The organism is Rhodococcus sp. KRD175 (assembly GCF_017168275.1).
In the GTDB taxonomy this organism is placed as follows: domain Bacteria; phylum Actinomycetota; class Actinomycetes; order Mycobacteriales; family Mycobacteriaceae; genus Rhodococcoides; species Rhodococcoides fascians.
Genome location: NZ_JABFAQ010000005.1, coordinates 112,902 through 127,230 on the forward strand (window position 1 = coordinate 112,902; position 14,329 = coordinate 127,230).

The 14,329-nt window shown below is 65.2% G+C and carries 12 protein-coding genes and 2 tRNA genes; 4 read left to right on the plus strand and 10 right to left on the minus strand.

The window, feature by feature from the left end; genetic code table 11:
- Nucleotides 1-113 precede the first annotated feature (113 nt).
- The gene (locus tag J1M81_RS08665; RefSeq protein ID WP_157889886.1) at nucleotides 114-281 is read left to right on the plus strand and encodes a DUF5302 domain-containing protein; all 168 of its coding nucleotides are present in this window, start codon (nucleotides 114-116) and stop codon (nucleotides 279-281) included.
- Between the two features lie 91 nt (nucleotides 282-372).
- Here the strand turns inward: J1M81_RS08665 and J1M81_RS08670 are convergent.
- Together J1M81_RS08670 and J1M81_RS08675 are read right to left on the minus strand one after the other, a co-directional pair.
- Nucleotides 373-445: transfer RNA gene (locus J1M81_RS08670), tRNA-Glu, on the minus strand.
- Nucleotides 446-544: 99 nt separating this feature from the next.
- Nucleotides 545-616 (minus strand) — tRNA-Gln (locus tag J1M81_RS08675).
- Between the two features lie 240 nt (nucleotides 617-856).
- Here J1M81_RS08675 and J1M81_RS08680 point away from each other — a divergent pair.
- Nucleotides 857-2,428, plus strand: coding sequence for a bifunctional 3'-5' exonuclease/DNA polymerase (locus J1M81_RS08680; protein WP_032387212.1), 1,572 nt, complete (start codon nucleotides 857-859; stop codon nucleotides 2,426-2,428).
- On the opposite strand, the gene J1M81_RS08685 is transcribed toward J1M81_RS08680, so the two are convergent.
- Genes J1M81_RS08685 through J1M81_RS08695 form a run of 3 tightly spaced genes read right to left on the minus strand, consistent with a single transcriptional unit; the run spans nucleotide 2,380 to nucleotide 5,693 of the window.
- Nucleotides 2,380-3,390, minus strand: a complete 1,011-nt coding sequence (locus J1M81_RS08685) for a YihY/virulence factor BrkB family protein (RefSeq protein WP_179274248.1) — start codon at nucleotides 3,388-3,390, stop codon at nucleotides 2,380-2,382. The two genes, J1M81_RS08680 and J1M81_RS08685, sit on opposite strands and share 49 nt — an antisense overlap.
- Before the next feature lie 46 nt (nucleotides 3,391-3,436).
- The gene (gene gltX, locus J1M81_RS08690) at nucleotides 3,437-4,912 is read right to left on the minus strand and encodes a glutamate--tRNA ligase (protein WP_032390085.1); all 1,476 of its coding nucleotides are present in this window, start codon (nucleotides 4,910-4,912) and stop codon (nucleotides 3,437-3,439) included.
- Nucleotides 4,913-4,919: 7 nt separating this feature from the next.
- Nucleotides 4,920-5,693, minus strand: a complete 774-nt coding sequence (locus tag J1M81_RS08695; RefSeq protein WP_027496648.1) for a fumarylacetoacetate hydrolase family protein — start codon at nucleotides 5,691-5,693, stop codon at nucleotides 4,920-4,922.
- A 132-nt stretch (nucleotides 5,694-5,825) separates the two neighbouring features.
- Between J1M81_RS08695 and J1M81_RS08700 the strand changes: the two genes are divergently transcribed.
- Nucleotides 5,826-7,061, plus strand: a complete 1,236-nt coding sequence (locus J1M81_RS08700; RefSeq protein ID WP_032372854.1) for an MFS transporter — start codon at nucleotides 5,826-5,828, stop codon at nucleotides 7,059-7,061.
- Between the two features lie 83 nt (nucleotides 7,062-7,144).
- On the opposite strand, the gene J1M81_RS08705 is transcribed toward J1M81_RS08700, so the two are convergent.
- From J1M81_RS08705 to J1M81_RS08725, 5 genes are all read right to left on the minus strand, one after another.
- A complete protein-coding gene (locus J1M81_RS08705) occupies nucleotides 7,145-8,155 on the minus strand; it encodes a 3-isopropylmalate dehydrogenase (protein WP_032370768.1) in 1,011 nt (336 codons plus the stop codon).
- 43 nt (nucleotides 8,156-8,198) lie between these two features.
- Nucleotides 8,199-9,794: a phosphoglycerate dehydrogenase gene (gene serA / locus J1M81_RS08710; RefSeq protein ID WP_027496645.1), complete on the minus strand. Its 1,596-nt coding sequence runs from the start codon at nucleotides 9,792-9,794 to the stop codon at nucleotides 8,199-8,201.
- Between the two features lie 184 nt (nucleotides 9,795-9,978).
- Complete coding sequence (gene ilvC / locus J1M81_RS08715) at nucleotides 9,979-10,980, minus strand: ketol-acid reductoisomerase (RefSeq protein WP_170944858.1); 1,002 nt, start codon at nucleotides 10,978-10,980, stop codon at nucleotides 9,979-9,981.
- 62 nt (nucleotides 10,981-11,042) lie between these two features.
- Nucleotides 11,043-11,546, minus strand: a complete 504-nt coding sequence (ilvN, locus tag J1M81_RS08720; RefSeq protein WP_008717436.1) for an acetolactate synthase small subunit — start codon at nucleotides 11,544-11,546, stop codon at nucleotides 11,043-11,045.
- Nucleotides 11,543-13,501, minus strand: coding sequence for an acetolactate synthase large subunit (locus J1M81_RS08725; RefSeq protein WP_032366369.1), 1,959 nt, complete (start codon nucleotides 13,499-13,501; stop codon nucleotides 11,543-11,545). Before J1M81_RS08725 ends, ilvN begins: the two co-directional genes overlap by 4 nt.
- Nucleotides 13,502-13,758: 257 nt before the next feature.
- Between J1M81_RS08725 and J1M81_RS08730 the strand changes: the two genes are divergently transcribed.
- Nucleotides 13,759-14,298 (plus strand): PH domain-containing protein, encoded by a 540-nt coding sequence (locus J1M81_RS08730; RefSeq protein ID WP_179274019.1) that lies wholly within the window; start codon nucleotides 13,759-13,761, stop codon nucleotides 14,296-14,298.
- Nucleotides 14,299-14,329: the final 31 nt, after the last annotated feature.

The following is a 14,329-nucleotide window of genomic DNA, read 5'->3' on the forward strand; positions in this document are numbered from 1 at the left end:
CCGAGGCCGATCGAGCGGCACCCCACCAAAAACCGGCCGAAGAGGCCGCAGAAGTGGAGTACGTTCGTCTCGAACGGCCCACCCGGCCGGTCGCCGACTGCAAGGAGTGCCCCATGTCAGAATCCGGCAGCGAAGAGTTGAAGAAGAAGTTCCGCGAGGTTCTCGAACAGAAGAACAGCAAGTCGCACAATTCCGTCGACCACAAGGACGGTGGCCCCAAGGTGAACAATGTCCACGGTCCGGCCGATCACCAAAAGATGTTCCGCCGCAAGAGCGTCTGACGCGAAGCGACACCACCGCACGACAGCAACGACGGTCACACCGAAACGACAGAACCCCCTCGATCCGGAGATCGAGGGGGTTCTGTCTTCGTAGCCCCGACGGGATTCGAACCCGCGCTACCGCCTTGAGAGGGCGGCGTCCTAGGCCGCTAGACGACGGGGCCAGGAACTTCACCTGCATTGTTGACGCTGTATCGAACACGTGATGCTGAGGTAGCTTAACTGCCTCGGCATCGGCGGCAAAATCGCCACTCACCTGCTCGCTGGGGTACCAGGACTCGAACCTAGAATGGCGGTACCAGAAACCGCTGTGTTGCCAATTACACCATACCCCAATGGACTTGAATCGAAGTACGCATCCGATCGATGTGCACTGCGTTTCGAGCCGGGATAGAGACTATCAAAGGTCACTACCCATTCTCCAAATCGGCTGCTCAGAGCCCTGATAACCGCCCTCGACCGCCCGCGAGGCCCGCTCGGACACCATCGCGTGAACGCAGAACCCGCGCATCGTCGGCCGCAGAGCATGCAGCAGACTCCTGTTTCGTGAGCGTTCTCGAACTTCGCAGACGCCGATGAAGGTGCTGCTCGTTCCCCAGGGCAACCGGGCCGTGCTGATCCGCCTCGAGGAGGACGGCTCCCCGTCCGGCGGCAGTTCCCCTGCCGAGGAGGTGACCGACGATCTGGTGGGCTCCGTGGCCGCTGTCGAGCGAGAGCACGCTCCCCGCTGGGTGTGGGAGGACACGAGCCGCATCTACCCGCGACTGCTCGACGCAGGGGTGCGGGTCCGGCGCTGCCACGATCTCGCCCTCGTCGGTGCCATTCTGGCGATGCGAACGGGGCGCACCACGACACCGTCCACACCCGCAGACCTGCGACCCGGATTGTTCGACGCCGACCCGCATGCCGATCCGGTGGCAGTGCTCGCCCACTACCGCCGTCAGATCGAGGAGATCGGTGACGATCGGGGGCTGCAGCTGTTGGCGGCCGCCGAGTCGGCCGGAGGTCTGGCCGCGGCGGAGATGACCTTCGACGGATTGCCGTTCTCGGCCGCTGCGCATCGGCGGCACCTCGACGCGACCCTCGGTGCGAGGCCGGTCGACGGATCGACTCCTCCTGCGTTGGTGAAGCTCGAGAACGAGATCTCGTCGGTGTTCGGGCGCCGCGTGAACCCCGGTTCACCCGCAGAGGTGGTCGCCGCGTTCGCGCGCGCCGGTATCGAGCTCACATCCACTCGAGCACACGTGATCCGAGACATCGACCATCCTGCGGTGCCGCTGTTGCTTAGCCACCGAGATCTGTCGAAACTGCACAGCACCAACGGGTGGACGTGGCTGGACGCGTGGGTTCGCGGAGATCGTTTCCGGCCGGTCTACGTGCCGGGGGCCGTCGTCTCCGGCCGCTGGGCGAGCCGGGGCGGTGGGGGTCTGCAGATCCCGAAACCGCTGCGCGCCAGCGTGATCGCCGACTCGGGGTACACCTTCGTCGCCGCCGACGCCGGCCAGCTCGAGCCCCGCATTCTCGCCGCGATGTCGGGTGACCCTCGCATGGTCGCCGCTGCGGGAACAGCGGATCTCTACGCCCCCGTCGCCGCCGAGTCGTTCGACGGTGATCGTGCGCACGCCAAGGTCGCTGTTCTCGGAGTGCTGTACGGCGCGACGTCGGGTGAGGCTCGTGCGTTGCTGACCCGCCTACGCGCCAGATTCCCCGACGCGGTGGCGGTCGTGGAAGAGGCGGCGCGGGCCGGTGAGCGGGGCGAGGTGGTCCGGTCGTGGCTGGGCCGAGCGTGCCCTCCCCCTACGCCGCAATGGTGGTCCACCGGTGACGCCCACGCGCGTGGCCGATTCACGCGCAACTTCGTGGTGCAGGCGACCGCAGCCGAGTGGGCGCTGTGCCTGTTGGCAGATCTGCGCGGGCGATTGCGGTCGAGCAGAAGTGAGTTGGTGTTCTTTCAGCACGACGAAGTAGTCGTGCATTGTCCACTCGGAGACGCACCGTGGGTGTCCGAGGCCGTTGCGGCGGCGGCAGAGTCGGCTACGCGTCTGATGTTCGGCGACACGGCAGTGCTCTTCCCGATGGAGACCAGGATCGACCGCTTCTACGGTGCCCCGGCTGCCGAGCCGGAGTTCGGGCCGGAGTCCGACTGAGCGCTCGGTGGGTCCTCGAACGTCACGTCTATTTCCTCGAACGCAGTACTGCGCTGCGCTTCTGCCTGTCCGGTGTAGGTGAGTTTGTCACCTTCGGTCAGGTCGACGTCGTCGGTGAACGGGGCCAGAAGGGCCCGCGGGAACAGCCTGTCGACACGAACCACGTTGATCTCGATGCAGATCACGATCGATACCGAGGTCACGTACAGAAAGGCCAACAGCCCGAGCACGACCGCAAAGACACCGTTCGTCACCGTCGCACTTGCAGCGACGTACTTCACGTACACACCGCCGAAGGTCTGCAGCAGCTGCCACGTCAGACCGGCTGCTATGGCTCCCGGGAGTACCTGTCCGATCGACACCGCTCGCACTGTGGCGAGCCGAAACGCAACGACGAACACCCCGACGTACAGCAGCGTTCCGATCACGAACACGACGAGACCGGATTCCGGACCGAAATATCCTGCGGCACTGAGCACATTGAGTGCGGTGATCGCCATTACCGCCAGACCCACGGTGCTCAGCAAACCCAATCCCCGCACTCGGGCTCGAATGGGATCGGGCCGAAGATTCTTCGGTACGGCCCATGCGGTGTTCATCGCGTTCTGCAGCGCAACGGACACGCCGAGTCCGCCGTACAGCGACCCGAGGATACCCACCGTCAGACCGACCGTGCCGCCACCTATCCGTTCGGGACGCCCCAGTTCTTCCCCGATCGCCGGGATCTGACCGAGTGCCGAGTTCAGGATCTGTTGTTGCAACTCCGGGTTGCCCATCAACACGATGCCCAGAATCACGGAGAAGAGCAGCAGCGCAGGAAAGAGCGAGACGAATGCGTAGTACGTGATCAGCGCGGCCAGGTAACCACCCTGATCGTCGACGAACTTGTAGACCACCGCAATCGGAAATCCGAGAACCGGACGCCTGCGCTGCAGTCGATCCAGTCGGTCGGCGACGCTCATGTGCGAGAGTCTCCGACCGACCTCGACGGCCGACGTCGCACCGCCGTCACGCGATAAGGGTACGTGCGGCGGTCAGACGAGCGAGTGTCCTCTCGCGGCCGAGAAGTTCCATGGACTCGTACAGCGGCGGGCTGATGTGGGAGCCGGTGACTCCCACCCGAACCGGCGCGAAGGCCTTGCGGGGCTTGAGTTCCATCTTCTCGATGAGCGCGTCCTTGAGGGCGACTTCCAGCTCGGCTGTCGACCAATCCGTCACTGCGGTCAGCGCTTCGATGGCGGCGTCGAGTACCGGCGCCGCGTCTGCGCCGAGATTCTTGGCCGCCGCCGCAGGATCGATCTCGAACTCCGCGTCGTCGACGAAGAGGAACTTCAGCAGGCCCCACGCATCCGACAGCACGACGATGCGCGTCTGCACCAGATCCGCCGCGACAGCGAACATCTTCTCGTCGACCGGCTCGGCAAGATGCCCTCGAGCAACGAGGAACTCGCGTAACCGTGCCGCGAAGTCGTCTGCAGCCAACATCCTGATGTGCTCGGCGTTGATCGCGTCGGCTTTCTTCTGGTCGAAGCGCGCAGGGTTGGAATTGACCGACGAGATCTCGAACGCCGCCACCATCTCGTCGAGCGAGAACACGTCGTGATCGTCGGAGATGCCCCACCCGAGAAGCGCCAGGTAGTTCAGCAGCCCCTCCGGGACGAAGCCTCGGTCGCGGTGGATGAAGAGGTTCGATTCGGGGTCACGCTTGGACAGCTTCTTGTTGCCCTGGCCCATCACGAACGGCAGATGTCCGAACTCCGGGGTGCGGTCGGCCACACCGATTCGGATCAGGGCCTCGTACAGTGCGAGCTGTCGAGGCGTCGACGACAACAGGTCCTCGCCGCGCAGCACGTGCGTGATCTTCATCAGTGCGTCGTCGACCGGATTGACCAACGTGTACAGTGGAACTCCGTTGCCGCGAGTCAAGGCGAAGTCCGGTACGGTCCCCGCCTTGAACGTGGTCTCGCCGCGTACGAGGTCGTTCCACGTCAGATCGTGATCGGGCATGCGCAGCCGCACGACGGCCCCGCGTCCCTCGTCGAGGAATCCCTGCCGCTGCTCCGGCGTCAGGTCGCGGTCGAAGTTGTCGTAGCCGAGCTTGGGGTCACGCCCGGCGGCCTTGTGCCTCGCTTCGACTTCCTCGGGCGTCGAGAACGACTCGTAGGCTTCGCCTGCATCGAGCAGTTGCTGTACGACAGCCACATGCTGGTCGCGTCGCTGCGACTGGCGGTAGGGCTCGTAGGGACCGCCCACCTCGGGGCCCTCGTCCCAATCCAGACCGAGCCATCGCAGCGCGTCGAGCAACGCTGCGTAGGACTCCTCGGAATCGCGAGCGGCGTCGGTGTCCTCGATCCGAAAGACGAAGGTGCCGCCGTGATGTCGCGCGAACGCCCAGTTGAACAGGGCGGTGCGGACCAGACCGACGTGCGGTGTGCCGGTGGGCGACGGGCAGAACCGAACGCGGACATCTGCTGCTGTGGTCATCGTTGTCCTACTTCTTCGCTGCGACTGGGTTGGTCAAGGTACCGATTCCCTCGACGGTGATCGACACACTGTCTCCGTCGGTGATGGGGCCGACACCCTCGGGCGTTCCGGTCAGAATGACGTCTCCGGGCAGCAGGGTCATCACCGCGGACACCCACTCGATGATCTTCGGAATATCGTGCAGTAGAAGCGAAGTACGACTCTGCTGCTTGACGACGCCGTCGACCTCGGTCTTGATCTCGAGGTCGGAAGGATCGAGGGACGTCTCGATCCACGGCCCGAGGGGGCAGAACGTGTCGTGCCCCTTCGCCCGGGTCCATTGCCCGTCGTGCTTCTGATGGTCGCGTGCCGAGACGTCGTTGGCGACGGTGTATCCGAGCACCACGTCGTACGCCTTGGAGGCGGGCACGTCCTTGCACGGACGACCGATCACGATGGCGAGTTCGCCTTCGTAGTGCACCTCGTTCGACGACGGAGGCAGCACGATGGCCGCACCCGGACCGACGATGGAGGTGTTCGGCTTGATGAAGATGACGGGAGTCTCCGGCGCTTCACCACCCATCTCGGCGGCGTGCGCGGCGTAGTTCTTACCGATGGCGATCACCTTGCTGGCGAGGATCGGTGCGAGCAGTCGCACGTCGGCCAGTGGCCACGATCGACCCGTGAACGTCGGTGTGCCGAAAGGATGTTCGGCAATTTCCTTCGCCGTCCGGGCATCCCCCTCACCTTCGATACTCACGAATGCCACACCATCAGGACTTGCAATTCGACCGAGACGCATGTCGAAAGTCTATCGACCGCCGTTCTCCGCACGCCGATGCCGTCCTGTCCGTCGATCTTTCGCCGGTGTAATGTTTCGATCTGTATCCAGATAGCAAGATTATGGGTTCACATAGTGAGACGAGAGGCCGGAATGAGCGCCACGAAGCAGCTGTCCAGTATCGGCGAGACGCGACGGTGGTTCATGCTCGTGCTCGGGATGCTCGCGCAGACTGCCGGTGCCGTCTTCATCAACGGTGCTGCATTTCTCATTCCCGCCCTGCACGACGACCGGGGACTCGGACTTGCGACCGCAGGATTCGTGGTTGCGATGCCGACCGTGGGCATCATGCTGACCCTCATCGCATGGGGCGTGCTCGTCGACCGCATCGGCGAACGTCTCGTTCTCGTGATCGGGCTCGGGCTCACCGCTGCCGCGAGCCTGGCTGCGGTGGTCAGCACGTCCATTCCGGCGCTCGCCGCCCTGCTGTTGATCGGCGGTATGTCTGCGGCCAGCGCGAACAGCGCGAGCGGACGCGTCGTGGTGGGCTGGTTTCCGCCGCACCGTCGTGGGCTGGCCATGGGCATCAGACAGATGTCGGTTCCCCTCGGCGTGGCCGTCGCGGCACTGACCATCCCGCCTGTCGCGCGTGACCACGGCGTCGGCGCGGCCCTGCTCGTGCCTGCTGCCGTCTGCGCTGCGAGCGCTCTGCTGTGCCTGGCCGTGGTCGACCCTCCCCGTCCGAACCGCACCGATGCGGCGGCGCAGGGTCTGCTCGACAATCCGTACCGCAACAGCAGCCAACTGTGGCGCATTCACGCCACGTCCATCCTGTTGGTGGTGCCGCAGTACGTTGTGTGGACGTATGCGCTCGTGTGGCTGATGACCGACCGAGGCTGGACGGCCGCGGCCGCGGGTGTCCTCGTCACGCTGACCCAGATTCTCGGCGCACTGGGTCGGATGAGCGTGGGCGCGCTGTCCGATCGTGTCGGTAGCCGCATGCGGCCTTTGCGGTGGGTGGCCGTGACAGCCGCTGCCAGCATGCTCGGGCTCGGCATCGCCGACTGGTTCGACTCCCCCGCCGCCATCGTCCTGCTCGTCGTCGCGTCCGTCGCCACCGTTGCCCCGAACGGCCTCGCGTTCACTGCTGTCGCGGAAATCTCGGGACCGTATTGGAGCGGACGCGCTCTCGGGGTACAGAACACGAGCCAGTACGTGTTCGCCTCGGCTGTACCGCCGGTGTTCGGGGCGATCGCGGCCATCAGCTTCCCCGTGGCGTTCCTGGTCTCGGCGGTCTTTCCCGCGCTCTCCGTACCGATCGTGCCCGACGATCCGGCACCCGAGCCCACGGACGAGACGTCCGACACCGGTGCAGACCGCGCCCGCTGACGTGCCCAAGGGGTGACCTGCCCGTGATACACGACATGCCACGGTGGGCTGTCGGCCCACCGTGGCATGTCGTGGCGTGAGAGTTACAGGCGAGCGGCGATCCGAGCGCCGATCTCTTTCGTCGACGCGGTCGTGGTTCCCCGCTCGGCGAGATCCGCTGCGACAGCGGCTTCTACTCGCGCGGCCCCCGCCGCGTCGCCGAGATGATCGAGTAGCAAGGACACCGACAGGATGGCAGCGGTCGGATCGGCCTTCTGCTGTCCCGCGATGTCGGGCGCGCTACCGTGCACCGGCTCGAACATGCTGGGGTTGGTACCGGTGGCGTCGATGTTTCCACTTGCGGCCAAACCGATTCCGCCGGTGACGGCAGCCGAGAGGTCGGTCACGATGTCGCCGAACAGATTGTCGGTGACGATCACGTCGAACCGGCCGGGATCGGTGACGAGGTGGATCATCGCGGCATCGATGTGCTGATACGCGACCTCGACGTCCGGGAAGTCCGCCGAGACTGCCTCGACCGTGCGGGCCCACAGGCTACCGGCGAACGTGAGCACGTTGGTCTTGTGCAACAGCGTCAGGTGCTTCCTGCGGGTCAGCGCCCGCTCGAAACCGTTGCGCACCACCCGCTCCACGCCGTAACGAGTGTTGACGCTGACCTCGGTGGCCACCTCGTGCGGTGTACCGACGCGCAGTGCACCACCGTTGCCGGTGTACGGCCCCTCGGTACCCTCCCGAACGACGACGACATCGATCTGCTTGTCCCCGGCCAGCGGACCGACCACGCCCGGGTACAACTTGGCCGGCCGCAGATTGATGTGGTGATCGAGCTCGAATCGCGCCCGCAGCAACAGCCCACGCTCGAGCACACCGCTGGGCACCGACGGATCGCCGATGGCTCCCAACAGAATTGCGTCGTGCTCACGCAGTTCTGCCAACACCGAATCCGGCAGCAACTCTCCGGTGGCGTTGTAACGCCGCGCCCCGAGGTCGTACTCGGTCTTCTCGGCTCCGGGTGCGACCACGTCGAGAACGGCAAGCGCTTCGGCGACGACCTCCGGTCCGATTCCGTCCCCGGCGATGACGGCCAGCTTCATTTCACTCCTCGTAGTTCGTGTCGGTCCGATCGGCTGCGAGCGATCAGGACAGGTCGACCAGCTCGATGGTGGAGGCACCCACGGCGGTAGCGATGCTCGCACTGAGCTCGGCCGGAACGTCCTTGTCGACGCGCAGCAGAATCGTTGCGCCGTCGCCCTCGGAGTCCTGGCTCAGTGCTGCGGCCTGGATGTCGATTCCGGCGTCGCCGAGCAGAGTGCCGATTCGACCCAGGCTGCCGGGCTGATCCGCGTAGTTGACGATGAGGTTCTTGCCCTCGGCGCGGAGGTCGAAGTTGCGGCCGTTGATGTTGACGATCTTCTCGACCTGCGAGGTGCCCGTCAGAGTGCCGGCAACGTTGAGGACCGATCCGTCACCGTAGACGGCGCGAATGTCGACGACACTGCGGTGGTTCTCGCTCTCGGGAGCGGTGGTCACTTCTGCTGTGACACCGCGCTCCTCGGCCAGCGACGGAGCGTTGACGAACGTGACCGAATCCTCGATGACGGCCGAGAACAGTCCGCGCAGCGCGGACAGTTTCAGGATCTGCACGTCCTCGCTGGCGAGTTCGCCGCGAACGTCCACCGACAACGAGGTGGGAAGTTCGTCGGACAGGGCTCCGAGCAGCACACCCTGCTTACGCACGATTTCGAGCCACGGCGATACCTCTTCGCCGACGGCCCCACCCTTGACGTTGACCGCGTCGGGCACGAATTCGCCTGCGAGAGCCAGCAATACGGACTTGGCCACATCGGTGCCCGCTCGGTCCTGCGCTTCGGTGGTCGATGCCCCGAGGTGGGGAGTGACGACGACCTGCGGCAGCTCGAACAACGGGCTGTCGGTGCACGGCTCGGAGGCGTAGACGTCGATGCCCGCGGCGAACACGTGACCGGAGGTGATGGCGTCGGCCAGTGCCTGCTCGTCGACCAGTCCACCGCGTGCGGCGTTGACGACGATGACCCCGGGCTTGGTCTTGGCGAGGGCTTCCTTGCCGATGATGCCCTTGGTCTCCGGCGTCTTCGGCAGGTGCACCGAGAACATGTCGGCCCGCTCGAGCAGCTCGTCCAGGCTCACCAGTTCGATTCCGAGCTGCGCCGCGCGCGCTGCCGAGACGTAGGGGTCGTACGCGATGATGTGGGTCTCGAACGCGGCCAGACGCTGCGCGAACAGCTGGCCGATACGGCCGAGTCCGACGACGCCGACGGTCTTGCCGAAGATCTCGACACCGTTGAACTTGCTGCGCTTCCACTCGTGCTGACGCAGAGTGGCGTCGGCAGCGGGGATCTGGCGCGCGGCCGCGAGAAGCAACGTCACCGCATGCTCGGCGGCCGTGTGGATGTTGGAGGTCGGTGCGTTGACGACGAGGACGCCGCGCTCGGTGGCTGCGGGTACGTCGACGTTGTCCAGGCCGACACCGGCGCGGGCGACGATCTTGAGGTTGGTCCCGGCAGCGAGCACCTCGGCGTCGACCGTGGTCGCGGACCGCACGAGAATGGCGTCGGCCTCGGGAACTGCAGCGAGCAACGCGGGGCGATCCGGACCGTCGACCCAGCGAACCTCGACGCCGTCGCCCAGTGCCTCGACGGTGGACGGCGCAAGTTTGTCGGCGATCAGAACGACAGGACGGCCTGGCTGGCTCACGTGAAAAACTCCCTATATCGGTTCGAGACGTGGTCGGAAAAATTCGGCGGGCTGTGCAGCACGAACAGTTTAGAGGTCCGAGACGTCACACGGTGACGCCACCGGACTCACGCACCGAAGGGCACCCCCGGCAATCCAGGGGTGCCCTTCGATCAGATTGCGTGACAACGCGATTCGATGAGAATCAGGCCGTCTCGGTGATCGGGCGGTCGACCCAGCTCATGAGGTCGCGCAGCTTCTTGCCGGTGACCTCGATGGGGTGCTCGGCGTTGGCCTTGCGCAGGCCTTCGAGCTCGGTGTTGCCGTTCTCGACGTTGGCGACGAGGCGACGGGTGAATTCGCCCGACTGGATGTCGGCCAGGATGGCCTTCATGCGTTCCTTGGTGCCTGCGTCGATGACGCGCGGTCCGGAGAGGTACCCACCGAACTCCGCGGTGTCGGACACCGAGTAGTTCATGCGGGCGATGCCGCCCTCGTACATGAGGTCGACGATGAGCTTGAGCTCGTGCAGCACCTCGAAGTACGCCATCTCGGGTGCGTAGCCGGCCTCGACCATGACCTCGAAGCCCGTCTTGACGAGTTCTTCGGTGCCGCCGCACAGCACGGCCTGCTCACCGAACAGGTCGGTCTCGGTCTCTTCCTTGAACGTGGTCTTGATGACGCCTGCGCGGGTGCCGCCGATGCCCTTGGCCCACGACAGCGCGAGGGCCTGGCCCTCACCCTTCGGGTCCTGGTCGATGGCGATGAGCGCGGGAACACCCTTGCCGTCGACGAACTGACGACGCACGAGGTGGCCGGGGCCCTTGGGGGCAACCATGCCGACGGTCACGAACTCCGGTGCCTTGATCAGGTCGAAGTGAATGTTGAGGCCGTGGCCGAAGAACAGCGCGTCGCCGTCCTTCAGGTTGGGTTCGATCTCCTCGGAGAAGATCTTGGCCTGAGCGGTATCGGGTGCGAGCACCATGATCACGTCGGCCCACTCGGACACCTCTGCGGGAGTTCCGACCTTCAGGCCCTGCTCCTCCGCCTTGGCACGGGACTTCGAGCCTGCCGCCAGGCCGATGCGAACATCGACGCCGGAGTCGCGCAGGCTGAGCGAGTGCGCGTGGCCCTGGCTTCCGTAGCCGATCACAGCGACCTTGCGGCCCTGGATGATCGACAGATCAGCATCGTCGTCGTAGAACATCTCGACTGCCACTGGTTGTTACCTTTCCTCTTGGGTTTTACGCATGTTCGTCACCGGGGCCGCTAACGCGACGCAGTGATCGATTTCGGTCCACGTCCGACGGCAACGACTCCCGACTGAACTATTTCTCGAATTCCATAGGGGTCCAACATCTTCAGCAACGCGTCGAGCTTGGAGCGGGTGCCCGTCGCCTCGACCGTCACCGCCTCGGGAGAGACGTCGATGACCTTGGCGCGGAACAGATTCACCGTTTCGATGACCTCGCTCCGAACGCTGGCATCGGCGCGGACCTTGATCAGGACCAACTCGCGCGCCACCGAGGAATCGTCGTCCTGCTCGACGATCTTGATGACGTTGATGAGCTTGTTGAGCTGCTTGGTCACCTGCTCGAGCGGGAACTCGTCGACCGTCACCACGATCGTCATGCGCGAGATATCGGGAATCTCGGTGCCGCCGACCGCGAGTGAGGAGATGTTGAAGCCGCGGCGCGAGAACAACGCGGCCACGCGCGCCAACACACCTGGCTTGTCCTCGACGAGAACGCTGAGGGTATGGCTCGTGCTCACAGGTCCGTGCCTTTCGCGTCGTTGTTCATCGGGTGCGGCGCCTGCTCGCGTTCCATCGCGTCGTCGAGTCCTGGCTCACTGCCCACGGTCTCGTCCTCGTCGAACAGCGGACGGATGCCGCGGGCGGCCATGATCTCGTCGTTACCCGTTCCGGCGGCCACCATCGGCCACACCTGGGCGTCGGCACCGACGATGAAGTCGATGACGACCGGACGATCGTTGATGGCGCGTGCCTGGGCGATCACCGCATCCACGTCCTCTTCCCGCTCGCATCGCAAACCGACGCAGCCCAAAGCCTCGGCCAGCTTGACGAAATCGGGGATGCGCACGGCACCGTGAGTTCCGAGATTGGTGTTGGAGTAGCGCTCCTCGTAGAACAGGGTCTGCCACTGCCGAACCATGCCGAGGTTGCCGTTGTTGATGAGCGCGACCTTGATCGGGATTCCCTCGACCGCGCAGGTAGCAAGCTCCTGGTTGGTCATCTGGAAGCAGCCGTCGCCGTCGATCGCCCACACCTCGGCGTCGGGCAGGCCCATCTTGGCTCCCATGGCGGCCGGAACCGCGTACCCCATCGTGCCCAGACCACCGGAGTTGAGCCACGTGCGCGGCTTCTCGTAGTTGATGAACTGCGCGGCCCACATCTGGTGCTGGCCGACGCCGGCGCAGTAGATCGCGTCGGGACCGGCGAACTTGCCGACCGAGGAAATGACGAACTCGGGAGACATGGAACCGTCGGACGGACGGTCGTAGCTCAACGGGTACGTCTTGCGGATGCCGTCGAGGTAGACCCACCACTGCTCGAGGTCGAGAGTCGTTCCGGTGGCGCGATCGGCCCGCAGGGCCTCGATCAGCTCGGTGATGACCTCGCCGCAGTCGCCCACGATCGGCACGTCCGCGTATCGGTTCTTGCCGATCTCGGCCGGGTCGATGTCGGCGTGGATGACCTTGGCATCGGGAGCGAAGGACGAGAGCTGACCGGTGACGCGGTCGTCGAACCGGGCACCGAGCGTGATCAGTAGGTCGCTGCGCTGCAGAGCGGCGACCGCCGCGACGGTGCCGTGCATACCGGGCATGCCCAGGTTCAGCTGGTGGGTGTCGGGAAATGCCCCGCGCGCCATCAGCGTCGTGACGACCGGGATGCCGGTCAGTTCTGCGAGCTCGAGCAGTTCTGCCGAGGCGTTGGCCTTGATGACGCCGCCACCGACGTACAGCACCGGCTGCTTGGCATCGGCGATGTAGCGTGCCGCTTCGCGAACCTGCTTGCCGTGCGGCTTGGTGACCGGGCGGTAGCCGGGCAGACGCATTTCCGGCGGCCACGAGAACGTGGTCTGCGCCTGCAGCACATCCTTCGGGATGTCGACGAGGACGGCACCGGGACGACCCGACGCGGCGATGTAGAACGCCTCGGCCATGATGCGCGGGATGTCCGCACCGTCGGTGATCAGGAAGTTGTGCTTGGTGATGGGCATCGTGATACCCGAGATGTCGGCTTCCTGGAACCCATCGGTACCGATGAGGCTGCGGGCGACCTGACCGGTGATCGCGACGATGGGAACCGAGTCCATCTGCGCGTCGGCCAACGGGGTGACGAGGTTGGTCGCGCCCGGGCCGGACGTCGCCATGCAGACGCCGACCTTGCCGGTCGCCTGGGCGTAGCCGGTGGCGGCATGACCCGCACCCTGCTCGTGGCGAACGAGCACGTGGCGCACCTTGACGGAGTCGAAGAGCGGGTCGTAGACCGGGAGAACCGCGCCACCGGGAATGCCGAATACGGTGTCGACGTCGAGTTCTTCGAGAGCTCGTACGACCGACTGTGCGCCGCTGACCTTCTCGGGTGCGACGTGGCGTCGCGATCCGTTGGTCGCCGCGTCTGCGGACGGGTTGCTGGTCGACGGGCTCGTGGCTGTCCCCGACTTACGTGTCGTGGGCCCTGGGCGTGCGGTTGGTGCGCTCACTGATTGCTTCCTCAGGAATGTGAAATTGCTGGGCGATCTCTGGGCAAGAAAAAACCCCCGTCAGCGTGAGCTGTACGAGGGTGGCGCGTCGATGCGAGTTTGAACAACCGGCTCAGGCGTTGACGCGCCGGCCGATTACGAGTATCCAATTCCGCTTCACGCACTGAACGGTAGGCGCGCGCACAGGGAAGAGTCAAACTCGTCACGACGCAATCCCATTATGTGAGATCGCGTAGATGCAATGCGAAGATGAATGGGTGTCGTCTTCGCAGCAGTCCGAACCACCTCGGCCATCATCCCACACCGGTTCCGAGCAACCGAACAGTGCCGACGGGCCACCGCCGTCGAGCAGGCAGGTCATCCGCCTCCCGCGTCTGGCCCTGATCGGCGTCGGGTTGCTCCTGTTCAGTACCTCTCTGCCGGCGGCGAGCTGGCCCGCCGCACTGGGTTGGCTGCTGATTCTGCCGATCGTCGCGTGCATCTGGGTGCTGCGTGTGCGCACCGTCATCACTCCCGAGGCGATCACGGCCCGCCGTTTCATCGGCTCCGACGTCATCGAGTGGGAGTCCGTGGTCGGACTGCACTTCCCCGATCGCCGCTGGGCACGCGTGGTGCTCACCGACAAGACGGAGAAGTCACTTCCGCTCGTGCGGTTCGATCGGCTCCCCCAACTCGCGGCCGCCAGCGGCGGTCGCATCACCGACCCCTATGCCGCGGCAGCTGCGGCGGAGGATCAGGCACGCGCAGAGGCCGAGAATGCCGAGCACGACGACGAACAGGCACCGAAGGATCGCTGACGAGCGGCCGAGTAATCTCCTCGTTGCGATC